The sequence below is a fragment of the Streptococcus urinalis 2285-97 genome (assembly GCF_000188055.2).
In the GTDB taxonomy this organism is placed as follows: Bacteria; Bacillota; Bacilli; order Lactobacillales; family Streptococcaceae; genus Streptococcus; species Streptococcus urinalis.
The window spans coordinates 1,156,547-1,181,139 of the sequence record NZ_AEUZ02000001.1; the positions used below are offsets into that span (position 1 = coordinate 1,156,547).

A 24,593-nucleotide genomic window follows, 5' to 3' on the forward strand; every position below is an offset into this window, starting at 1 on the left:
GCTCCACAATTTTATGCTAAAAATATATTTTCAGTAGTTGGTCTGACGAGATTTCTTTTATGCAATTCTTCAGCTATTTGAACGGAGTTCCAGGCAGCACCTTTCAAGAGATTATCAGACACAACCCAAAGATGAATACCATTTTCTTGATCTAAATCTTTTCTTACACGTCCGACAAAAGTCTCTTTTTTCCCAACTGCATTAACGGCTTGAGGATATACTTGTTTACTAGGATCATCCTCTAAGATAGCACCTGGGAATTTAGAGATAGCGTCTTTTACAGCTGTAATTTCAGCAATTTCTTTTGTTTCAATATAAACTGATTCTGAGTGAGATGAAATAACTGGAATACGAACACAGGTAGCAGAGACTTTTAGTTGCTCATCTCCCATAATCTTTTTGGTTTCTTTTGTCATTTTCATTTCTTCATAAGTATAATCATTATCAGTAAAAACATCTATTTGAGCTAAAGCATTGAAGGCTATTGGATAATGCTTTTTATCTTCAGAACTTGGAAGAATCTCAGCTTTAACATCTTTTGGATTGATTTGATCATTGATAACTTGAGATAATTGATGAATGGTCTCATTGATGGCAGATTGACCTGCTCCAGAAACAGCTTGATAAGTTGAAACAATAACTCTTTCTAAGCCCCATTGTTGACGAATTGGCTCTAATGCCACCATCATCTGAATTGTAGAACAGTTAGGACATGATATAATACCTTGATGTTGTTCTAAAGCCTCATCATTTACTTCAGGAACAACTAAAGGTACCTGTGGATGTTGTCGATAGAAAGAAGTATTATCAACAACTACTGCACCTGCAGCAACTGCAAAAGGCGCAAATTTTGCTGAAGTAGATCCACCTGCTGAAAAAAGTGCGATATCAATACCATCAAAAGAATTCTCTGTCGTTTCCTCTACTTTAATCCCTTTTCCTTTAAAAGTGAGTGTCTTTCCTGCAGAACATTTTGATGCCAAAAGTTTAAGGTTATTTATCGGTAAAATTGATTCTTCTAGCATTTTTAACATTTGAGTTCCAACTGCTCCAGTTGCTCCAACAACGGCAATATTATAAGTCATATCAATACCTCACTGATAGTCTGTATTATTCTAAATTTTCCAAAAATTAGTATTATTAATATTATACTCTTTTTTAACTCTTTTGCAATGACAAAGAAAAAAACCCTCTATTAAAAATAGAGGGTTGAGGCATCTCGAAAGATGTGATAAAAAGGTTCACACAATTTATCAAAATCGGCTTCCTGCCTTAATGACTTCCTCAGCGCAAATGTGGTAAAACCACAATCGACTCATCGCATAAAGTAATTATAGCAAATTATTTTTAAAATGAAAACCCTAAAGCAAAGGAGCTATGGTTTTAACTAGCAACCCAATAATTTTTTGGGTTATAGGACGATTTTTTACCATTTCTTTTGTAATGAGTTGAGAATCTTTGAAGGTAGCACTAAAATCATTATCGATTGATGCAATAACATCTGAACGATAGAGGTATGTCGCACATTCAAAATGATGATACAAACTACGATAATCAAGATTAATAGTCCCAACAACAGCTTTAGAATGGTCACTTACAAAAACTTTTGAATGAATAAAACCTGGCAAATAGCGATATATCTTAACTCCTGACCTCATTAACGATTTATAGTAGGTTTTTGCCAAGGCAAAAGCAATTTTTTTATCTGGAATATTTGGCATAATAATGCGAACATCTACACCACGCTCAGCAGCAAAACGAATAGCATGCTCCATTTCACCATCTAAAATAAGATAAGGTGACATAATGTAGACATAGTCCTTGGCATGATTCAAAATATCAATATAGACATTTTCACCAACTTTGTCTGTATCTAAAGGTGAATCTCCATAAGGAATGACATAACCATCATCAGAAATATTATTTTCGTGATTAGATAAATAGGGCTTCACGATAAACTCACTCTCCGTAATAGACCACATTTGTAAAAATAATATCAAGAAACTATCAACAGCTTGCCCTTTCAACATTAAGCCAGCATCTTTCCAGTGGCCAAAACGTTCTAACTGATTAATATATTCATCTGCTAAATTAATCCCACCAGTAAAAGCAACTTCACCATCGATAACCACAATCTTGCGGTGATCACGATAATTATAATAAGTCGAAATAAATGGTGAAATCGGTGAAAATGATTTAGCTTTGATTCCAATTTTTTCTAACCTTTGTGTGTAATCTGGTGATAAGGTCGAAAGCTCAAGCATCCCATCATATAAAACTCTTACTTCGACACCTTCATTGACTTTTTTTTCTAATATTGAAAGGATTTCTCCCCACATTTGTCCTTCTGCAATAATGAAAAACTCTAGGAAAATATATTTTTTAGCTTTTAATAATTCTTCTTTTAATGATTCGAAAAATGGTTCTCCAGATGGGAAATAAGTTGCCTTAGTGTTTTGGTATACGGGAAAATTCCCATGTATTCTTTGTAAATATTGAACTAAATGATATGTCGTTGACGTATTACTTTTAAGCGCATCAACGATAGATTGATCTTCTTTTAAATAAGCTTCACTTTCCTCAACTAAATGAGACAGATTTTGTTTGAGACCTCTGTAACCCCAATCTAACTTTGTGTAAATTAAAAAGATAGAACCCAATAACGGGGCGACCATTACCAAAATGAGCCAAGTAACACGAGAAATCGCATCCATTTCACTGTTTACCAAATATAGAACAATCACAACGGCCAAAATCCGCTCGACGACGTCTAACCAAATGCGGTATTGCTCAAGCCAAACATATGAAGATGCCAAAAATAGTAACTGTACAAGAATTAATATAAAAATGATACTTGTACGGCTAAAAAGACCTCTAAGAATACCTTTTTTACCTTTCTTCATCAGGTATTTTACTTTTGTCTTCTTTTTTGTCTTACTTTTACTCAATATGATCTAATCCCCCTTGGTATATCATCAAATATTATACCACATAAAGAAGTTAAATAAGACAAAGAAATCTCACAAATGTGAGATTTCTTTAATTTAAATATTAAAAACATCATTTAAGTTTTCAGCCATCGTTGGATGAGTGAAAATTTGGTCACGTAAATAAGTATAAGGTACTTTATTATCCATTGCCATAGTAATGATATTGATTGTTTCTTGAGCTTCAGCTGCAAACAAGGTAGCTCCTAAAATAAGATCCGTATCAGCATCAACAACAACTTTGTAAATACCTCTTAAGTCGTTATTAACGTGTCCTCTAGGCATATTTGCAACTAGCAATTGATTAGCTTTATAGTGTAAGCCTTTTTCTTTTGCTGTAGCTTCATCTATCCCTACTCTTGAAAGTGGTGGATTGATGAAAGTAGTATTTGGAATGTTTTTTCTAACTTTTTCTGAATAAGATTTATCGCCAACAAGATAAGACATCACAATTCTGTAATCATCTAATGAAACATAAGTGAATTGCAATCCACCATTAACATCTCCAACAGCAAAGACATTTTTAACACTTGTTTGTTTGAATTCATCTACTTGGATAGCACCACGATCATTTACTTTAATATCAGTATTTTCAAGACCTAAATCTGCTGTATTCGGTTTGCGTCCAGTTGCATATAAAACAGCATCAAAAGTGTAGTCACCTCTTTGAGTTGTGATAACAACTTCTTCACCTTGATTTTTTACATTCGCAATTTGACTTTCAAGTTCAAACGAAATTCCCTCTTCTTCAAGATATTGTGTCGCTAATTCTGCAACATCTTCTTCCTCACGCATTAGAATACGACTTGTTGTATCAAAAACAGTAACTTGGCTACCTAATTTTGCATAAAGACCACCAAATTCTAGACCAATATTACCACCACCAATAATACCTAGTCGTTTTGGTTGTTCTTTAACCGTTTGAATTTCAGTACTATCATAAACATGCTTACTTTCTTTTAAACCAGGAATTGGCAATACATTTGAAATTGCACCAGTATTAATGATAATAATTTCTGAAGTTAATTCCTTTTCTTCAGTCTCAGAAGATAATTTAATAACTTTATTTGAAACAAAGCTAGCCTTCGCAGTATAAACATCAACCGTATCAGCATTGGCTAACATATTATAATTTTTAGTACGCAATTTTGAAGTCACTGAATCTCTTTCAGCCATTGCTGTGCTATAATCCTGACCTGTTTCAGCTGCATGTATTAATGTTTTTGTTGGAATACATCCGATATTGATACATGTTCCTCCATACATACCTGAGTCTTACTCAATCATCGCAACTTTTTTTCCTTTAGCAGCTAATTTTGCAGCTAACGTTTTCCCGGCTTTACCAAAACCAAGGACAATAACATCATAGTTATTCATATTTTTCTCCATTCTAGACTTTCTATATAGAAAGTTACCTTGTGATTACTTTTTTTGTAATCCTTCCTAAATAATAGTCTAGCAAAGCTTTTTTGTTTGTCATAATTCCGCTAAGCAAAAAAAGTTACCTTAACAGGCAACTTTTTACTTTAGTTTTTTTAATTTTATTTTTTTAATAAATGTCAATGATAATAACGACATCAAAATACCAGAAATTTTCAATAAACTATCTTGTCTATCACCTGATTTTGGTAATACTTGTTTATCAGTCCTCATAAGTTTTGTTTCAATAGAAGTTTTGAAATCATTATTGTTGTGTGATGCTTTCCTTCTATGTGAATCATTTGCTTTAGGTGAAACAAAAACCGTTTGTGATGGGATTATGTCAGGATTCAGTTGTCGTAAATACTTTTGTGACCTTTCTTTTTCAGATATTGTTTCTTTTATTTGATTGTAACTTACTTCATTTTTCGTCATTTTAGTGATCATAGTCATAGACATCAATTTTTGTGGACTTTCTACATCTTGTTTTTGTTTGTCAATGAGAGACTGTAAAGACTGTGATTGATAATTACCAGATAGGTCCTCTGTAATTAATAATAATTGAGAAAGTTCAACTTGATATACTTTTTCATCTTGTTTCAATACTTTAGGCACCTTAATTTTACCATTTTTGTCTGCATAGAAATAACGACTTTCTTTATAAATTAACCCTTCCTCATCGACATCATAATGAAAAGCTAATGCGTTACGATAGTATGGTTGTGCATTTTCTACTGTCACGATATAAGCTTCTTTTGTTACTTCAATTGCCTTTAATTGTGCCAATTTTGGAGCTTCATTATGCACCCTAATCCAAAAGCTTAATTTCTGAACTTGGGCATCAGGACTAACTGGACGATAACTTACCTGATAGTTATACAAGCCATTTTTAACGTCATTTCCATTAAAATCTTTGCCATCCCAAGTCGAAAATGAAAAATCATAATGTCCAAGTCCAGATCTCAAATCAGCATTGAAATTTTTTCGATACTGTTTCTCTTTTGAACTGGATTCCCAAACAAGATTTTTTTGCTCATCCAATATTGAAATAGTAAGATCTTTAATATTTCTGAATAAAGTTGCCTGCAAACTCACACTATCTCTATTACCATCATTATTTGGAGATATCGAAAAATAAACTTATTTTTGGTTATCCCATTTGATTTGATAATTTTCTTCTTTATAGTGATCAAATGCTCCTAAAACGATTTTCCTTGGAGCTTCACTAATAAAAGATGATTCTTCAGGTAAAATTCCATTTTTATAGTCTTGAGATAAGAAATAGGGAACTTCATGACTTGTTAAAACAGTGTAATGATTTCCATTTGATTCATCTAAAGAATGGTTAAAGTTTAATTGATTGTCTATAATCTTCGTTTTGTAAAAACTTTCTTTATTTTTCAAATAATAAATAGGTTCTTCCAACGCTGGTAAATTTGTAAAGTCACCTTTAAACCCACTAAATGGAATTGAAAATGCTTCTTGATCATTAAGATTTTCTTTAAAGTGAACAAAGCCATCGATAAAATAGCCATTGGGGCGAGTTGCATCCAAATGCTTTGTGAATCTTTCCAAATCAAGTTGAATTGGTACTTGTAAAGTATCTCCTGTCATGACCAAAGATTGCCATTTACTGTCGTAAATTTTTTCGGATTGGTGCGTGAAGTGACTGCCATCTACTTTATCAGTACTTGTTGTGATTTGGTAGTATAAGGTTTTAGGTGACTTAGTTGGTCTTAATGACTGAACATTAACTGAAAATGATAACTGAGTTGACTTTAAAGATTGTAAATTTATTTTTGATTGGCCATTCTTATCCGTAACTATATATTTTGCATTTAAAGCTTTATCTGCATTAATAGCCCCTACACCTTGTTGTCTTGGAGAATAATAAGTATTGGAAGTTTTATCTACTAGGGGACTTGCAGAACTTAACATAATTTGTTTTGCAAGTTCTAGTCGCTGAACTTTTGTTAAACTTGGGTGTATTTTTTGCAAATGGTCTATCAGTAAATTCATAATACCAGCAACCTGTGGTACAGACATTGATGTGCCAGACAGATAGGTATACTTATTCTTTTCACCAGCTGAAAAAATATCATAGCCAGGTGCTACTATATCTGGTTTAATATGTCCTTCAGCAGTTACACCCCAACTAGATTCTGGTAACATTTGACTTCCGTTAGGATCTTTATACAAACGATAGTTAGCATTAAAAGTTAAATGGATTTTACCATTGTTTAATAATAGTTGGCTATGCTTCTTCGAAATCAAACCAACAGGAAAATCCGAGTAAGGATAATGGAAATTTCTTTGAGATTCCCTGTTATTAATAATTAGAATTGCTTTAACAGTCACTTTTTTGGCATTCTCAATGAGTTGTTTTATATTTTGGGGGATTTCTTTAACTAAAACAATGCTATTTGCCATATCAGCTGTAAAAGAATTAGTATCAGTTAATACCTTTAAAGGAATTGTTTTATCTAAACCACTTGTTGTAGACATGGTCACTGGTATATTACCACTATAAGTCTCTCCAGAATAATCAAAAGACTGACTCAAATAGTCTTCTGGTAGATAAGCACCTACACTAAAGACATCTGGATGTAAAGAAGGAGAATTAATGGTGCCATAATCTGGATTTTCAATTAAAGGAGCAAGTGCTTGACCATAACGCCCTTCATTTCCAACCGCTTAGACAAGTAAGACACCTCGTTTTTTAGCATATAGAAGTGCCTCTTCGACCTTTTTATCAAGATTAGAATAGTTATCTGCCGTTTTCCCAAGACTCATACTGATAACGTGAACTCCTAAATTTACAGCATCCACGATAGCCTTTGAGTATGCTTTTGTAAAATCTGGATCATTTAATTTAGAGGGTACTTTTAATAGTAATAATTGCGCATTTGGCGAAATACTTTTTAATCTTTCTTCATATTTTTCACCCGCTAATATTCCTGAAACATGATTTCCATGAGTTGCATCGCCTTTTTCAGAGTGACTATAATCAATCAACAATGGTACTTTAGTACTAATCCATTTAGCATTTTGTAACTTTTGATTTTGAATCATTTGGTCTGCTTGGTCTTTTGATTTAGTGACCAAGTCGTCCATCGTTTTTACTTGTGACTTATATATTTCATGATTAGTATCAAATTGAGTATCAATAACAGCAATTAAGCTATTTGAACCAGATTTAGTTATTTCTTGTAATTTAGTAACTTGATTAGGATCATATGATTCTATATCAGATTTACCCTTATCTGCTTCATTTTTCAAGTCCTGAGAGATATTTTTTGCTATGTCAGATGGGTGGTTATTTTGTAATGTATTGTTATCTTCTAGAAGTTCCGAACTCAGAATTTCTTGTTGATCAGTTGAAATATCATTAAGTTGATCAGCAGAAATTGTTTGCTGATGACAAATTAAAAAAGCTGATGTTAGTAGTGTTATTCCTAAAATGTGATAATGGTATTGTGTTTTATTCAAAAAATCTCCTTTTTATTGTACCCAATCAATAATACAATAATTTAATCAAAAACACAATATTCTTTTTAAAATCTTATTTTATGAGATAAAAAAAAGAGCAATTAAGCTCTTTAAAATAGTCCAACAGCACTTCCATTGGATGTCACATCCATATTTAAGGCCGCTGGTTTTTTAGGGAGACCTGGCATTGTCATAACATCTCCAGTGAGAGCCACGATAAATCCAGCTCCTGTTTTTGGAACAAATTCTCTGATTGTAATTTCAAAGTCACTTGGTGCACCAAGAAGACTTGGGTTATCAGAAAAACTATATTGTGTTTTTGCCATACAAACAGGTAATTTATCCCATCCAAATGTTTCAAATTGTTTTAGCTGATTCAATGCTTTACTTGAAAATTGAACTGATTTACCTCCGTAAATAGTTTGAACAATTTTTTCAATTTTCTTTTGGATACTATCATTATCTTGATACAGTTTTTGATAGGTTGCAGGCGTTTGTTCAATAGTTTGAACAATTGTCTTAGCTAAGTCTAAACCACCATCAGCTCCATTTTCCCAGACACTGGCTAATTCTACTGGAACATTGATTGATTGACATAATTCTTTCAAAGTCTCAATTTCATTGTCAGTATCAGCTGTAAATTGATTTATAGCTACAACAACTGGTGCACCATATTGACGCATATTTTTCACATGACGTTCTAGATTTACAAAGCCTTTTTTCACAGCTTCAACATTTTCTATATTTAAGTCAGTTTTGACAACACCACCATGCATTTTTAAAGCTCTTAAAGTTGCCACAACAACAATCGCATCAGGACTCGTCGGTAAGTTAGGTGTTTTGATGTCTAGGAATTTTTCAGCTCCAAGATCAGCTCCAAAACCTGCTTCAGTAACCGTATAATCTGCTAATCTTAATGCAGTTGTTGTCGCGATTACTGAATTACAACCATGTGCGATATTGGCAAAAGGTCCACCATGTACTAAAGCTGGCGTTCCATAGATTGTCTGTACTAGATTTGGTTTAATAGCATCTTTTAGTAATAAGGTTAGAGCACCTTCGACTTTCAAATCACGAACATAAACTGGAGATTTATCGTAACGATAAGCTACAACAATATTTGAAAGTCTTTCTTTCAAATCAGATAGATCCGTAGCTAAACATAAAATAGCCATAATTTCAGAAGCCACAGTAATGTCAAAACCATCTTCTCTTGGAACACCATTTACCGGACTTCCTAACCCGATAATAACTTGTCTTAAAGCACGATCATTTAAATCTAAGACTCTTTTCCAGATGATTCGTCTTGGATCAATATTAAGTTCATTACCTTGTTGTAGGTGATTATCTATCAATGCAGCTAAAGCATTGTTGGCCGATGTAATAGCATGCATGTCACCAGTAAAGTGAAGGTTAATATCTTCCATTGGTAAAACTTGTGCATAACCACCACCTGCTGCACCACCTTTTATTCCCATTACGGGACCAAGTGATGGTTCACGTAAGGCAATCATTGTTTTTTTACCAATTTTATTCAAAGCATCAGCTAAACCAATTGACATGGTCGATTTCCCCTCACCAGCTGGTGTAGGATTTATAGCTGTTACTAAAATCAATTTCCCTGGTTTTTGTGATTTTAACTTGTTAATTTTTTCAAATGAAAGTTTTGCTTTGTATTTACCATAAAGTTCTAAATCATCAGAATCAATACCAACTTGATTGACAATCTCAGTAATGGGTTTTAATTCAACACGTTGCGCTATTTCAATATCACTAGACATTTTATACCTCACCTATTTCTTTTTTATTAGTCTACAATATCAACCCTTAAAAAACAAACTATAATATACAATTAGTTAAAAAACGTTCGTTTTTAACCGAACAGTAATTCTACTAATTCTTCTTGTTTTAATGAACCAAAATAGTCTTTTAAATCAAAGGCTTGTAGTTTATTTCTAACAACTTCTTCTTTCATTTTTGTTCCGACTAAGGCATTTTCTATTTGTGACAAATCTGATTTTCCAAAAAAATCACCATAAAACTTGCAATTGGTAATGTGTCCTTTTTTTATTTCAAGCTGGACTTCTACTGTACCTGCAGCAAAACGACCATCTCTTTTATAGGAATATTGTGGTGAATTACCATAATTCCAATCCCAATTTTTATATTTTTGTTCCGCTAGTAAATCAATAGCTTGCCAGTCTTCTTCTGTTAATTCATATCTTTTTGCCTGATTAATAGACTCAATATCCAATAATTGGCAAACAATTAAATTTTTAAATTCTTCAATTGAAACTGACTGATAGGAATCTGATAAGTAATCTCTAATATTTCCCACTCGACTACGTACAGACTTAATTCCCTTTGATTCAATTTTCTTAATGTTTGGTCTCAAAACATTTTCCATAGCATCATAATCGACATCAAGTAATAATGAATAACCACCATAAATGCGATCATTAACTTTTGTCATCGCCGCACCAGACACTTTTTTATCATTGATAACCAGGTCGTTTCGACCAGACATTTTAATCTCGCTCACTCCCAAATGTTGTAAAGCTTTCATAGCAGGTTTGTAGGTTCTTGCAAAGTCTCCAAAAATACCATTATCATTAATCAAATAACAAATATTAACGGCACCTGAATCAACATAAACAGCACCACCACCAGTATCTCGTCTGACCACAGGAATATTATGTTTTTTTAAATAATCTTGATTAACTTCAATAATTGCATTTTGGTATTTTCCAATCTCAACTTTTGGATCACAATAATAAGGAAATAAAATATCATCATCTAAAAAAATAGTCTGTTGAACATAAACTTGCATAGCTAAGGCCACAGCACCATCTGTTATTCTTTTTCCATGACGGATAGGTTCTATCAAATACATTCCAACTCCCTTTTTGTTTCCGTTATTAAACTTGCAATATCCTGATCCAAGCATAAAAATTGTTTTTTAATCGTTTTTGGAATTCGGTAACTTTTATGATTTAAAGAAATCATTAAGGAGTCAGGGTTCTCAGCTATCTTTTTCCAAAATGGGTGTTTTATGAATTGTGGTGTTGTATTACCTACTCCTATTTCCAAATAGAGAATTTTACCTGAGTGATGATGATCTAAAAATTGCTGGTATCTTTTTTTCTGCTTGTAAAAATCATCGTCTTCAACCATACCTTTCACTTCATTGCGTTTGTTAATTTCGAAAGGGGCATGGCATTTGGGACATTTAGGAACCAAATTTTGAGGTATTTTCATATCAGACTGCATAGCAACCATTTTCCGAATAGCATTGTCATCACGATAAGTTTGTTGATGACAATGTTGACTACATTGCCAAAGGGCATATTCACCCTGTATATGAAAAACTTTTTTCATATCATATCCAGCAATATCAAAAGCGTTGTCGGCATTAGTTGTGATAATGTGATAATCTTTTCTTGCTAAAATCGACTTTAAATCAAGGTAAGATTGGCCAACAGGTTGATCAAGATAGTTTAAGACAACAAAACGACTTTGAAAAGCCCAATATTCTTCCCAACTTTCAAAATCAAATAAACTGGCTTGAAGCATATCAAAAAATCCATATTTTTTAATAAAATCCGGAAAAGCTTCCTCAAAACGGGGTCCAACATATGTAAAACCATCAGAAGCAGACATTCCAGCTCCAATTCCAACCACAATAGCATCTGCTTCTTTCATTAATCGACCTAATAATTCTGATTGCTTTTGGTAATCTTTTTCAAAAGATTTCCATATTGACATCCTAATTCTCCTTAATTCCTAATTTTTTACGATACAGTTCCCAATCTGTATCTGTATAAAGGACAAAAATAACTTTCATTTCTTGATGTCCCTCTAACCAATTTAATACGGTTTTTATTGCTATTTCTGAAGCTATTTCACTAGAAAAACCAAATTCTCCAGTTGAAATACATGGAAATGCAATTTCATGTATCTGATTTTCGAAGGCCTTTTCTAAACAAGATTGGTAAGCCTTAGCTAAGAGTACTTTTCTTATTTCAGTAACTTTTCCATTTGGAGAAACACCTGGGCCAACTGTATGAAGGATATAATCAGCAGGTAATTGAAAAGCTGGTGTTAATTTAGCCTTTCCTGCACCTTCTTTCATTTTTTGATTAAGCATTAATTGTTTGCAATAAAGTCTCAAACGAAAACCTGAAAAGGTGTGAAGGGTATTATCAATACAAGTATGATTAGGTATAAAACAACCTAATAAATCACTATTTGCTGCATTCACGACAGATTCTACTTGTAATTGAATCACATCCCCTTTGAATAAATAACAGTTTTTATAATTCGTTTGATAACAATTCTTAATACTATATAAAGCAATTGACTCATAATAAGACTTTAAAAATGCGTCTTCTAATTTTAAATACTGTTCAGAAATTGGCTTTGCTGGTCTTTGGTTAATGAGACCACGCCATAAATGAAACATACCTTCAAAATCATCAGGTATTGTAACCGTTTTTTTGTGATTTTCATTTAATAAAAAGGCAATCAAATTGCCTAATAACTTTTTTTGATTATGCATCTTCTAAGGCTTCAAAAGCTTGTTCATCAACATCTACTAATTTGACAATCCAATTTTCCTCTGATTTTTCTGAATTAAGTAATGTTGGAGTTAAAGTTGCTGCTTCATTTTTTTCAATGATTTTTCCCGCTAATGGACTTTGAACCCCCATAACAGTTTTAGATGCTTCTAAATTTAAAATAGTGTCATCAACTTCTACAGCTTGTTCATCTGTAAATTCAACAAATCCAATCGTACCAATATCATCTTGAAGTTCAGGAGTCATACGGATTGTATAGACAGTGTTACTTTTTTCAATTTGTAAATAATTTGCGATTTTTTTCATGGAATCCTCTTTCTCATTTATATGATACTTCTATTATAATAAAAATCTTACTTTCATGTTTAATACAAGTTTGCTAATAATTCTAAAGCTCTTATTCTACTTTCTATTCCTGGTAATAATGGAATCATCAGTAACTCATCAGCTTGCGTTGCCTCAATTAAAGGAGTTAGTTGCTCTTTGACTTTTTCAGGGCTACCAACTATCATTCTTTTTCTATTTTTAGAAATTTGTTTACGGTCTTCATCTGTTTTTTGATATTCTGTAGCTGTCTCATAAGAAGGATAATGATTAAATTCATTAAAATCATTTTTACCTAACATCCAAATATCTAATGATTTTGCATACTCCTGTGCTTTTTCATCGGTATCTGCAATACAAATAAATACAGCTAGTATGAGATGTGGTTGTTTCAAAAATTCAGAAGGTTGAAAATGGTCATAATAAACACTTGATACTTTTTTCCCTTCTAAAAGAGGATCTTTAGGTATATATGGAAATACACCAAATGTATATCCCAAACCAAGTTCAGCAGTCTTTTCTGCCGTAACAGTACTATTACTCAAAGTCCATAGTTGAGGTTTAGTCGAAATGGTTGGTTGAACATTTATCGCAGAATGGTTTTTTTGAAACCAATTTTTGATATCTTGAAGCATTTGAAAATAATCCGCTTTTTGGTGAATACTGTTTAAAGCTTGATGTACCTTTTTTGTTCCTAGAGAATTTCCCATGCCCAGATCTATCCTATTTGGGTAAAGTGCTTCTAAAGTATTTATGTTTTCAGCTATTTTATAATCGCTGTAATGCAACACCATGATACCACCTGAACCAACTCTTATCTTTTGGGTTTGACTAGCAATTTGCATCATTAACAATTCTGGACTACTGATAGCAAAAGCATTGACGTTATGATGTTCTGCTACCCAGAAACGGCTATATCCCAAAGAATCTGCTATTTTTGCTAATTTCACAGATTCTTGCAATGCTTGTTTTGCAGATTTGCCTTCATCAATTTGACCATAATCTAATACACTAAGTTTCATTTATTACCTTCTTTTTGATATAAACCTCTAAAGAGATCTCTTGATTCTTTTGGTAAAGACTCTCCATAATCCATAAGAGGAACAATATCTTTAAAAGCTGCACTTGGTATAGCTAAAGAAGAAAGTTCTTCCGGTGCAATCTTTAATCTAATCTGTTTATCATTTCCAATTTTTATTTTTTCAACAAATTCTGGATCAACAATAAAAGGTGTTGAAGCACCAATCAAATCAGAATTTTCAAGTGCTTCTAAAGCTTTTTCTGATGTATTTATACCACCAGTTGCCATTATAGGAAGTCTGTCTCTAAAGTTTTGATGTATGACTTGAGTTATCAATTGACCTTGATACTGACCTGCTGCTCTTACTTTATTTTTATAAACATCATGACCCCAACTGGCAATGGCTAAATAATCAATATTAGCTTGATCTAAAGCACAATCTAAAAAATCCATAAATTCTTCAATTTGATATCCAATTTGTGATCCTCTAGTTTCTTCTGGTGTTGCTCTGAACCCTAATATAAACTGATTATTAGCGTATTTATAAATGACATTTTGAATGGCTTCAAAGATTTCTAAACCAAATCGAGAACGATTCACTAAATTCTGACATCCATAATCATCTTGACGTTGATTTGAAAATGTTGAGAAGAATGTTTGTATCAAGAGTCGTTGAGCAGATGATATTTCAATACCATCAAAACCAGCTAGTATTGCTCTTTTAGTCGCTAGAGCGTAATCATTTACAATAGATTTTATCTGATCAATCGTCAATGCCTTGACCTTATGTCGAAAAGGTGATTGTAAAATCATCTCACTTGGACCATAAACATAACCAAAATGATTTAAAGCATGCGTTGAAAATCGTCCTGCGTGAGTTAATTGTAAAATAGCTTTTGCCCCTTCAGATTTCATTACTTTAGCTAACTTTGCTAATCCAGGAATATCTTCATCTTTACAAGCACTAAAACCAAATTCAAATAATTGACCATGCCGATTAACATAAGCAGCACCAGTAATTTGTAAAGGTGCAGAGTGACTTCTTCTCGCAGCATATTTTAAATCATCATCAGTTATAAATCCATCTGATGTTGATGAATTGGTCACCATAGGAGATAATACAAAACGATTATTTAATGTTAAACCATTTGCCAATTTAACAGGTGAAAACAAAGGGTTATATTTTTCTTTCAAAACAAGACCTCTTCTATGGATTACTTTTTGATAAAAGCTTTTGATAATCACTCATCATCTCTTGGCTTGGTAACCAAGCTTCTTCTTCAATATTAAATTGTCTCAAGGTTAGGAATATCCTTTCGATAACATCATCAACAGAAAAATGATGGTCTAGCAATTCATCCAAATTTGACATGCAATTTGGATCCACCTCAGGATAATGAACCTTAGTTTGGGTATCACCTAATCCAACCTGATAAAAGTTTTTTATCATCTCTCCGCGTTCAAATTGATCACCACAAATACTTAGATATATCGACACCACAATACCTTTTTTGATACGTCTTTGCGCAATACCAGCAAATTTTTTTCCATTTATACTAAGGTCATAATTACCAGGACAATAAGACTCTGTCACTTCATAATAATCAATAAATTGATAAAAATCAGAGAAAACAGCTCTAATAAAGTCTACCATTAACAAATAGGCATTGGTAATTGATATTTTGTCATCAAAATGATCAGGAATAATAAATGAAAAGTTTAGAATACCATCATCAGAAACAACTGCTAATCCACCAATATTACGTACAACGGGTTGGTAGCGATAAGACTCAATTACTGATTTTGCTTTTTGAAAATGTGGTAATTGTCGATCTAGCATTCCTAGTATAACACGATTATCCATTGGCCAAATATGTAATATAATTTGATTAGGATTTCGATTTATCTCTTTCAAAAATATTTCAGTCCACAAAAAAGGTCTTAGAGATTCTTGCTCAGCAGAAACAGAATCAATAAAATGGTGTAATGGAATACCTCTAAAATCTTGCCAGTCTATCAATTACTTTCCTCTTTCCATAGTTAAAAGTCACTGTTTTTATTTTAGAATAATATAACAAATTTTTCCAGTCTGTATCTTTAATTTAATTGCTTAACTATTTACTAATGCTGCTTTTTCGTGTAAAATATGCCTATGAAAATCTTGATAACATCGGGTGGTACAACTGAGGCTATAGACTCAGTTAGAGCTATCACCAACCACTCAACTGGAAAACTTGGAAAAGAAATTGCAACTACTTTTCTTAAAAATGGTCACCAAGTTACATTGGTGACTACTAAAAATGCTGTAAAACCTACCAAACATCAAAATCTGACCATTCATATTGTTAGCGATGTCGCTAGTTTAAAACGAAAACTTGAAAAATTGGTTCCAATCCATGATGTTTGTATTCATAGTATTGCAGTTTCGGACTATACACCAGTCTACATGACTGATATTTCTGAATTAAAAAATACATCAAATCCTGAGACCTTACTTACCAAACAAAATACTGAATCTAAAATTTCTTCTCAGTCTGAATATCAAGTTCTATTTCTAAAAAAAACACCAAAAATAATTCAACTGATAAAAAAATGGAATCCGTCAATTATTCTATTTGGTTTTAAATTATTAGTTGATGTTTCAAAAGATGAACTCATACACGTAGCAAGAGTAAATCTTAGAAAAAATCACGCAGATTATATCTTAGCGAACGACTTAAATCACATTTCTAAAGACAAGCATAAGGCCTATCTTGTCAATCAGACAGAAGTCTATGAAGCTAATAGTAAAAATGAAATTGCAATGTTAATTTATGAAAAGGTTACAAAAGATGAATAAACAAATCACATTAGCTGTGACAGGTAGTATTGCAGCATACAAAAGTGCAGATCTTGTCAGTTTACTAACTAAACATGGGTATGATGTTCATGTCATAATGACAAAGGCAGCTACCCAATTTATAACACCACTAACACTGCAAGTCCTTTCAAAACATCCTGTTTCAATAGATGTAATGGAAGAATTGGAAGCAGATAAAATCAATCATATTGCTTTAGGAAAAAGTACAGATTTATTTATTGTAGCTCCTGCTTCAGCAAATACCATTGCTCATCTAGCTAATGGCTTTGCTAATAATATGGTTACAAGCTTTGCTCTTGCTTTACCCCAATCAACTCCTAAGTTTTTTGCACCAGCTATGAATACCAATATGTACTTAAACCCTATTACTCAAGAAAATCTTAATAAACTTAAAACCTATGGGTATCAAGAGATTGAACCAAAATCAAGCTTATTAGCTTGTGGCGATATCGGAAAAGGTGCACTAGCAACTATTGACGATATTGTAAGTACTGTAAATCACTATTTTGAAAACTAAAACTTGTCTATTTTTTGGGAAAACATTATAATATTTAGGATTAACAATTAGGAGAAATTATGAAGAAAAACAAAGCCTCTAATGTTGCCATATTGTCCATTTTTATTGCCATCATGGTAGTTATTCATGTTGTCAGTAACTTAGTATTTAGTTTCTTACCTGTTCCCATTAAACCAACTTTATTACAGATTCCTGTTATTATTGCATCTATCATGTATGGTCCAAAAATTGGTAGTTTGTTAGGTGGCTTTATGGGAATTATTAGTGTCATAAATAGTTCAATTGTACTCTTACCAACCAGTTATTTATTTTCTCCATTCGTAGAAAATGGTAATTTTTATTCCCTTATTGTTGCCATAGTACCTCGAATTTTAATCGGCATTATTCCTTTTTATAGTTACAAATTAATTTCCAATAAATTTGGTTTATTAATTTCTGGAGCTATTGGCTCTTTAACAAATACAGTCTTTGTCTTAAGCGGAATCTTTATTTTCTTTTCTTCCGTTTATGGTGGGGACATAAAACTATTGTTGACAGGAATCATTTCGACAAATGCTATTGCTGAAATGATAATTGCTTCATTAGTTACAGTAATGGTAATACCAGCACTGAAAAAAATAAGATAAGATTAAAGAAACATGAACTTTCATACTTCTTTTTTTTGAAATATTTTGAGAACCAACTGAAAATGAGTGATTTTTCTCGTCCAAAATGTTATAATGAAAGCGTTTAAAACTATTTTACAAAATTTAAAGCAATTTTTTAAAATAGTTTAATCAATAAGGTGTGATAAATCAACTATCACAATGATTAAAATTCAAAAGGAGAGACAAATGTCTTACAAAGAAAATTTTCAAAAATGGTTAGACTTTGATGAGTTACCTGATTACCTTAAAGAAGAACTTATTCATATGGATGAAAAGACTAAAGAAGATGCTTTTTATACTAATCTAGAATTTGGTACTGCTGGAATGCGTGGTATTATTGGGGCTGGTACTAATAGAATCAATATTTATGTTGTTCGTCAAGCTACTGAAGGTTTAGCTAAACTTGTTGAATCTAAGGGAGACGAAGCTAAAAAACGTGGTGTTGCAATTGCTTACGATTCTCGTCACTTCTCTTCTGAATTTGCCTTTGAATCTGCTCAAGTCCTTGCGCAACACGGTATTCAATCTTATGTCTTTGAAAGTTTAAGACCAACACCTGAATTATCGTTTGCAGTACGTCACCTTAATGCTTTTGCAGGTATTATGGTTACTGCTAGTCATAATCCTGCACCATTTAATGGTTACAAAGTATATGGTCAAGATGGTGGACAAATGCCTCCACAAGATGCTGATGCTCTTACAGAATACATACGTGCTATTGAGCAGCCATTTACAATTGAATTAGCTGACTTGGAGGAATCAAAATCTTCTGGTTTAATTCAAGTGATTGGTGAAGATGTTGACAAAGAATACCTAAAAGAAGTTAGAGAAGTCAACATTAATCAAGATTTGATTAACGAGTATGGCAAAAACATGAAAATTGTTTACACGCCACTTCATGGAACAGGTGAAATGTTAACAAGACGAGCTTTAGCACAAGCTGGTTTTGATTCAGTAGTTGTTGTTGAAAAACAAGCTAATCCTGATCCTGATTTTTCTACTGTAAAATCTCCAAATCCAGAAAGTCAAGAAGCATTTGCTTTAGCTGAAGAAATTGGGAAAGATATTGACGCGGATGTTTTAGTTGCTACAGACCCCGATGCTGATAGATTAGGTGTCGAAATTCGTCAAGAAGATGGGTCTTATAAAAACTTATCTGGAAACCAAATTGGAGCTATCATTGCTAAGTATATCTTAGAAGCACATAAGACTGCAGCAACTTTACCAGAAAATCCTGCATTAGCTAAATCAATTGTGTCTACCGAACTAGTTACAAAAATAGCTGAAAGTTACGGTGCTACAATGTTTAATGTCTTAACAGGCTTTAAATTTATCGCTGAAAAAATCCAAGAATTCGAAGAAAAGCACAATTACACCTATATGTTCGGATTTGAAGAAAGTTTTGGCTACCTTATAAAACCATTTGTAAGAGATAAAGATGCCATTCAAGCAGTATTAATTGTAGCTGAAATTGCTGCTTACTATCGTTCTCGTGGTTTGACATTGGCTGATGGAATTGATGAAATCTATAAAGAATATGGCTACTTTGCTGAGAAAACAATTTCTGTGACACTGTCTGGAGTCGATGGCGCAGCTGAAATTAAAAAAATTATGGATAAATTCCGTAATCAAACACCAAAATTATTTAATAATACCGAAATCACAAAAACGGAAGATTTCTTAACACAAACCGTTACCACTTCTGCTGGACTTGGAAATTTAACAACACCACCAAGCAATGTTCTAAAATATACCTTGAGTGACGATTCATGGCTAGCTGTTAGACCATCAGGTACTGAACCAAAAATCAAATTCTATATTGCTACAGTTGGAAACTCATTGAAAGATGCTGAAGACAAAATTTCAGCAATTGAAAGCGAAATAAATGGCTATATCAACTAATAAAAAAAGGAAGTCCCGAAGGACTCCTTTTTTTATGTTATTTAGATTTAATATAATTGATACCATCAGCTTTTGGAGCAACTGCTTGACCAAAGAATGCAGACAATACAATAATGGTAAAGACATAAGGTGCAATCTGAAGATAAACCGCAGGAATATCTTGAAGAAGAGGTAATTGACTACCAATAACTGCTAAACTTTGTGATAAACCAAAGAATAAACTTGATAACATTGCTCCTACTGGATTCCATTTACCAAAAATCATAGCTGCTAAAGAAATAAAACCAGGACCTAAGATTGTTGTTGCTGCAAAGTTAACAGAGATTGATTGTGCATAGATAGCACCACCTATACCACCTAAAAATCCTGAAATCATTACACCATAATATTTCAAATGATAAACTTTGATACCAAGCGTATCAGCAGCTTGCGGATGTTCCCCGACAGATCTCAATTGTAAACCAAATCTCGTCTTATAAAGGATGAACCAAGCTAAAAATGAAAACGCAACTGCTAGATAACCAATCAAGGTCGTATTAGAAAAGAATATTTTACCAATGATTGGAATATGTGATAACAAAGGAAAATCAAATTTACCAAATGACTGCTGAATGTTATCAGTCTGTCCCTTGCCATAGAATGCCTTTACAAGAAAGACAGCTAAAGAAGGAGCCAATAAATTAAGTACTGTACCACTAACAATGTGATCAGCTCTAAAATTGATTGTTGCAACTGCATGTATCAACGAAAAAATTAAACCAACAATACCACCTACGAGAACAGAAATCCAAGGTGTTGCTTGACCAAAAGTTTCTGCAAATTCTAAGTTGAAAACAATGGCAGAAAATGCACCCATAACCATAATTCCTTCAAGCCCAACATTTACAACACCAGCTCTTTCAGAGAATGTTCCACCAATACTTGTAAAAATAAGTGGTGTGGCATAAATCAACATTGAAGACATTAATAAGGCTAAAATCGTTGTAACACTCATCTTATTTACCGCCTTTCAATTGCTTTTTTGGTTTGATAAATCGTTCAATGATATAGTGAGCTCCAACAAAGAAAATAATCGAAGCCGTTACGACTTTAACTAATTCTGGCGGAATACCAGCAATATTCATTCCTGGAGAACCAATATTTAAAACAGCAAATAAGAATGCAGAGAAAAATATCCCAATAGGATTATTTGCGGCTAATAAACTGACCGCCATTCCATCAAAACCAATTGCTAAAGATGACGGTTGCACAAAGACATTTTGGAAAGTTCCTAGTCCTTCAACGACACCACCTAAACCAGCAAGTGCACCTGAAATAATCATTGATAGAATAATTGTTCGTTTAGCAGACATTCCGGCATATTCACTAGCATGTGGATTTAATCCCACTGAACGAATTTCAAAGCCAAGTGTTGTTTTATTTAGCAAGAACCAAATAAGTACAATTGCAGCAAGCGCAAAGAAGATACCAATATTAATTCTCGAATTATTTGTTAATGATGCAAGCCACTCTGTTTGATAGGAAGCATTCTTACTGACTTGTATAGTCGAGTCGATACTTTGCTTATATTGCTGTGGTAATCCTTTTTGAACAATAGCGTTACCAACATATAAGATGATGTAATTCATCATGATCGTAACAATAACTTCACTGGTTCCCAAGAAAGCTCTGAGAATACCAGGTACTGCTCCTGCAATACCACCTGCAATCATACCAATGATAACTGTAAGGACAACTAATAATGGTTTAGGCATATTTGGATTAGCTAAAGCAAACCAAACAGAAGCAATCCAGCCAGAAAGTGCTTGTCCAGAAAGCCCAATATTGAAAAATCCAGCACGACTTGCAACTGTAAACCCAAGAGCAATCAAGATAAGTGGTCCCATAGCTCTTAAAATTTCACTAATATTTTTAACACTACCAAATGCAATTTGAAATAGGCCTTCATAACCCCAAACAGGATCATAGCCAAAAATTAACATGACAATCGCACCTAAAATAAATCCAAGTAAAACTGAGATCAAAGGTACTGCTATTTGTTGTGCCTTTTTAGACATGAGTTTCCTCCTTATTAACAGTTCCACCAGCCATTAGAATACCTAATTCTTGTTTATTAGTATTTCCTGGTTGAACTATTCCTTGAATTTTTCCATCATGGATAACTGCGATTCTATCAGATAAGTTTAAGATTTCATCTAATTCAAAACTAACCACCAATACAGCTTTCCCTTTGTCTCTTTCTTCTATGAGACGTTTGTGAATATATTCAATAGCACCAACGTCTAATCCGCGAGTTGGTTGGCTGACAATTAATAAGTCGGGATCTCGATCAACTTCACGAGCAATAATTGCTTTTTGTTGATTTCCACCAGAGAAACCTTTAGCTGGCACTAATTCATTTGCTCCACGTACATCAAATTCTTGCATTAATTTTCTAGCATAGGCATTAATTTTATTGTAGTTTAAAATGCCATTTTTACTCAATGGTTCTTTATAATAAGTTTGTAAGGCAGTATTTTCTGCAAGTGTTAAATCTAAAATTAAACCATCTCTGTGTCTGTCTTCAGGTACATGACCAACACTTAATTCCGTAATTTGACGAGAAGAAAGATGTTTGATTTCTTTTCCTTTAATTTTAATAGAACCAGATTTTACTTTGCGAAGACCTGTTATGGCCTGGACAAGTTCACTTTGTCCATTACCATCGATTCCAGCAATACCAACAATCTCACCAGCTCTGACATCCAAAGACAAGCCCTTGACTGCTAAAACCCCACGATTTTCGTCAACTTCAAGATTATTAATTTCTAAGACAGTTTCTTTAGGTTGTGATGCAGACTTTTCAGTAACAAATGAAACCGATCTCCCTACCATCATTTCAGCTAATTCTTGAGAAGTCGCACCTGCGACATCAACAGTTTCAATACTTTTACCACGACGGATAACTGTAACTCTATCTGCAACTGTTCTAATCTCATCTAATTTGTGAGTAATTAATACTATTGATTTTCCTTCTTTAACAAGGTTTTTCATAATAGACATTAACTCTTTAATTTCAGCAGGTGTTAGAACTGCTGTGGGCTCATCAAATATTAAAATGTCTGCCCCTCTATACAGTGTTTTAAGAATTTCAACACGTTGTTGTGCACCTACTGAAATATCAGCAATTTTTGCTGATGGATTAACAGATAAGCCATATTTTTCAGACAGTTCTGTGATTTCTTTACTAGCTGTCTTAATATCGAGAACGCCATTTTTGACAGTCTCATTCCCTAAAATAATATTTTCGGCAACAGTAAATGCTTCAACCAACATAAAATGTTGATGGACCATCCCAATGCCTAGATGTGCTGACTTAGATGGCGAATCAATTGAAACTTCTTTTCCGTTAATAACAATTTTTCCACTAGTTGGTTCCAATAACCCTGCTAACATATTCATCAAAGTTGATTTTCCTGCTCCATTTTCTCCTAAGAGAGCAAGAATTTCACCTTTTCTGACATTAAGGTTAATGTGGTCATTTGCCACAAAATCACCAAATTTTTTAGTGATTTCTTTCATTTCTATGACATGTTGTGTCATGCGGTGCTTCCTTTCAGTATAACCTTTTTTTCAGTAAAACTCACCAATTATGGCAAGCTTTACTGAGATAAAGCATATCTCAGTGTCAAAAAGGGCGACCGACGAAGGTCGCTCCATTTTGACAATTAACCTTTTTTATTTTTCAGGTACTGTAATATCACCTGATTTAATTTTAGATTTTGCTTCATTTACAGCTTTAACAACATCACTTGAAAGATTGTCATTAGCGATATTTACACCACCGTCTTTAAGTCCATAAACTGTTGTTTTACCACCTGGGAATTTTTTGTCTTCAATTTTTTTGTTAATCAATTGGACTGATTTTCCTACTTCTTTAATAGTAGAAGCTAGAACGAAGTTTGATTTTTTACCGTCTTTTGAAGTGTAATTACCTTCATCTTTTTGGTCACGGTCAACACCTAGAACCCAAACTTTTTCAGATTCTTTTTTAGTTTCGTTGATAGATTTTGCTTCATTGAAAACACCAGCTCCAGTACCACCAGCAACTTGATAAACGACATCAGCACCTGCGGCATATTGTGCTGCAGCAATTGTCTTACCTTTAGCAGCATCTCCAAAAGATCCAGCATAATCAACTTTCACTTTAATTGTTTTATCTACAGATTCCACTCCTGCTTTGAAACCTTTTTCAAAACGAGTAAGAACTGTACCTTCCATACCACCTACGAAACCAATAACTTTTGATTTGGTAGTTTTTGCAGCTGCAATACCAGCTAAGTAAGCTGCTTCATTGTCAGCAAAAGTAACACTAGCTACATTATCTTTACCTGTAATCACGTCATCAATAATAACAAATTTATTATCTTTATTGTCATCTGCAGCTTTAGATAAAGCGTCTTTTAGTGAGAAACCAACACCATAAACAACGTTATAACCACTTGAAACTGCTGTATCGATATTAGTTGCGTATTCTGATTCACTTTGAGATTGGAAGTAATCATAACCAGAACCTTTTGAAAGGCCATTTTCTTTACCCCAAGCTTTTAAACCTTCCCAAGCTGATTGGTTAAATGATTTATCATCAACACCACCTGTATCAGTAACGATAGCTGCTTTCAAATCTGTTTTACTTTTACCAGAATTTGAAGCACCACGGTGACCACATGCAGCAAGACTAAGTAAGGCAACTGAAGCCAAACTAACACCAATAATTTTCTTGTTCATTGATATGAACCCTCCTAAAAAACATATAAACAACAAGTGTTGCTACTAAATTAATTTAAGTCGAAATGACTTAAAGGACAATA

Annotated in this window: 19 protein-coding genes and 2 pseudogenes; 4 read left to right on the top strand and 17 right to left on the bottom strand. The window is 33.2% G+C overall.

Translation table 11 applies throughout. From position 1 onward, the window contains the following. Nucleotides 1–11 precede the first annotated feature (11 nt). The 13 genes and pseudogenes from STRUR_RS05865 to STRUR_RS05935 all read right to left on the bottom strand — a co-directional run bounded on the left by STRUR_RS05865 (nucleotide 12) and on the right by STRUR_RS05935 (nucleotide 15,834). Nucleotides 12–1,085, bottom strand: coding sequence for an aspartate-semialdehyde dehydrogenase (locus STRUR_RS05865; protein ID WP_006739668.1), 1,074 nt, complete (start codon nucleotides 1,083–1,085; stop codon nucleotides 12–14). A 276-nt stretch (nucleotides 1,086–1,361) separates the two neighbouring features. Beyond that, complete coding sequence (gene cls / locus STRUR_RS05870) at nucleotides 1,362–2,903, bottom strand: cardiolipin synthase (RefSeq protein ID WP_050934195.1); 1,542 nt, start codon at nucleotides 2,901–2,903, stop codon at nucleotides 1,362–1,364. A gap of 141 nt (nucleotides 2,904–3,044) precedes the next feature. Beyond that, nucleotides 3,045–4,364 (bottom strand): annotated as a pseudogene (locus STRUR_RS05875) (FAD-containing oxidoreductase). Between the two features lie 144 nt (nucleotides 4,365–4,508). Continuing rightward, entirely contained in the window at nucleotides 4,509–5,501 is a 993-nt protein-coding gene (locus STRUR_RS05885; RefSeq protein WP_006740550.1) for a flagellar hook assembly protein FlgD, read from the bottom strand. Between the two features lie 45 nt (nucleotides 5,502–5,546). Further along, nucleotides 5,547–7,895, bottom strand: a pseudogene (locus STRUR_RS05890) (S8 family serine peptidase). 110 nt (nucleotides 7,896–8,005) lie between these two features. Continuing rightward, nucleotides 8,006–9,676 carry a formate--tetrahydrofolate ligase gene (locus tag STRUR_RS05900; RefSeq protein WP_006739638.1) on the bottom strand — a complete coding sequence of 557 codons (1,671 nt, stop codon included), beginning with the start codon at nucleotides 9,674–9,676 and terminating at the stop codon, nucleotides 8,006–8,008. Between the two features lie 92 nt (nucleotides 9,677–9,768). Continuing rightward, nucleotides 9,769–10,788, bottom strand: a complete 1,020-nt coding sequence (lplA, locus tag STRUR_RS05905) for a lipoate--protein ligase (RefSeq protein WP_006740183.1) — start codon at nucleotides 10,786–10,788, stop codon at nucleotides 9,769–9,771. Further along, on the bottom strand, nucleotides 10,779–11,660 hold the full coding sequence (locus STRUR_RS05910; RefSeq protein ID WP_006739133.1) for an SIR2 family NAD-dependent protein deacylase: 882 nt from the start codon (nucleotides 11,658–11,660) through the stop codon (nucleotides 10,779–10,781). The genes lplA and STRUR_RS05910 overlap by 10 nt, the downstream gene beginning before the upstream one ends. A 1-nt stretch (nucleotide 11,661) precedes the next feature. Further along, nucleotides 11,662–12,453 (bottom strand): protein-ADP-ribose hydrolase, encoded by a 792-nt coding sequence (locus tag STRUR_RS05915; protein ID WP_006740268.1) that lies wholly within the window; start codon nucleotides 12,451–12,453, stop codon nucleotides 11,662–11,664. Further along, nucleotides 12,446–12,778, bottom strand: coding sequence for a glycine cleavage system H family protein (locus STRUR_RS05920; RefSeq protein WP_006739573.1), 333 nt, complete (start codon nucleotides 12,776–12,778; stop codon nucleotides 12,446–12,448). The genes STRUR_RS05915 and STRUR_RS05920 overlap by 8 nt, the downstream gene beginning before the upstream one ends. Nucleotides 12,779–12,837: 59 nt before the next feature. Beyond that, complete coding sequence (locus STRUR_RS05925) at nucleotides 12,838–13,818, bottom strand: LLM class flavin-dependent oxidoreductase (RefSeq protein ID WP_006739072.1); 981 nt, start codon at nucleotides 13,816–13,818, stop codon at nucleotides 12,838–12,840. After that, nucleotides 13,815–15,011 carry an NADH-dependent flavin oxidoreductase gene (locus tag STRUR_RS05930; RefSeq protein ID WP_006738886.1) on the bottom strand — a complete coding sequence of 399 codons (1,197 nt, stop codon included), beginning with the start codon at nucleotides 15,009–15,011 and terminating at the stop codon, nucleotides 13,815–13,817. The genes STRUR_RS05925 and STRUR_RS05930 overlap by 4 nt, the downstream gene beginning before the upstream one ends. 13 nt (nucleotides 15,012–15,024) lie before the next feature. Beyond that, a complete protein-coding gene (locus STRUR_RS05935; RefSeq protein WP_231288878.1) occupies nucleotides 15,025–15,834 on the bottom strand; it encodes a lipoate--protein ligase family protein in 810 nt (269 codons plus the stop codon). 135 nt (nucleotides 15,835–15,969) lie between these two features. On the opposite strand from STRUR_RS05935, the gene STRUR_RS05940 reads away from it, so the two are divergent. The 4 genes from STRUR_RS05940 to STRUR_RS05955 all read left to right on the top strand — a co-directional run bounded on the left by STRUR_RS05940 (nucleotide 15,970) and on the right by STRUR_RS05955 (nucleotide 19,743). Then, the gene (locus tag STRUR_RS05940; RefSeq protein WP_196792564.1) at nucleotides 15,970–16,656 is read left to right on the top strand and encodes a phosphopantothenate--cysteine ligase; all 687 of its coding nucleotides are present in this window, start codon (nucleotides 15,970–15,972) and stop codon (nucleotides 16,654–16,656) included. Continuing rightward, on the top strand, nucleotides 16,649–17,194 hold the full coding sequence (gene coaC / locus STRUR_RS05945; protein ID WP_006738899.1) for a phosphopantothenoylcysteine decarboxylase: 546 nt from the start codon (nucleotides 16,649–16,651) through the stop codon (nucleotides 17,192–17,194). The genes STRUR_RS05940 and coaC overlap by 8 nt, the downstream gene beginning before the upstream one ends. 56 nt (nucleotides 17,195–17,250) lie before the next feature. Beyond that, nucleotides 17,251–17,820, top strand: a complete 570-nt coding sequence (locus STRUR_RS05950) for an ECF transporter S component (protein WP_196792570.1) — start codon at nucleotides 17,251–17,253, stop codon at nucleotides 17,818–17,820. A gap of 207 nt (nucleotides 17,821–18,027) precedes the next feature. Then, nucleotides 18,028–19,743 (top strand): phospho-sugar mutase, encoded by a 1,716-nt coding sequence (locus tag STRUR_RS05955; protein WP_006739860.1) that lies wholly within the window; start codon nucleotides 18,028–18,030, stop codon nucleotides 19,741–19,743. A 37-nt stretch (nucleotides 19,744–19,780) separates the two neighbouring features. Here STRUR_RS05955 and STRUR_RS05960 read toward each other — a convergent pair whose 3' ends face one another. The 4 genes from STRUR_RS05960 to STRUR_RS05975 form a co-directional block, all read right to left on the bottom strand. Further along, nucleotides 19,781–20,737, bottom strand: a complete 957-nt coding sequence (locus tag STRUR_RS05960) for an ABC transporter permease (protein WP_006739686.1) — start codon at nucleotides 20,735–20,737, stop codon at nucleotides 19,781–19,783. Between the two features lies 1 nt (nucleotide 20,738). Next, nucleotides 20,739–21,800, bottom strand: a complete 1,062-nt coding sequence (locus STRUR_RS05965) for an ABC transporter permease (RefSeq protein WP_006739196.1) — start codon at nucleotides 21,798–21,800, stop codon at nucleotides 20,739–20,741. After that, complete coding sequence (locus STRUR_RS05970) at nucleotides 21,793–23,325, bottom strand: ABC transporter ATP-binding protein (RefSeq protein ID WP_006740159.1); 1,533 nt, start codon at nucleotides 23,323–23,325, stop codon at nucleotides 21,793–21,795. Before STRUR_RS05970 ends, STRUR_RS05965 begins: the two co-directional genes overlap by 8 nt. Before the next feature lie 135 nt (nucleotides 23,326–23,460). Further along, nucleotides 23,461–24,510 carry a BMP family lipoprotein gene (locus STRUR_RS05975; protein ID WP_006739707.1) on the bottom strand — a complete coding sequence of 350 codons (1,050 nt, stop codon included), beginning with the start codon at nucleotides 24,508–24,510 and terminating at the stop codon, nucleotides 23,461–23,463. Nucleotides 24,511–24,593: the final 83 nt, after the last annotated feature.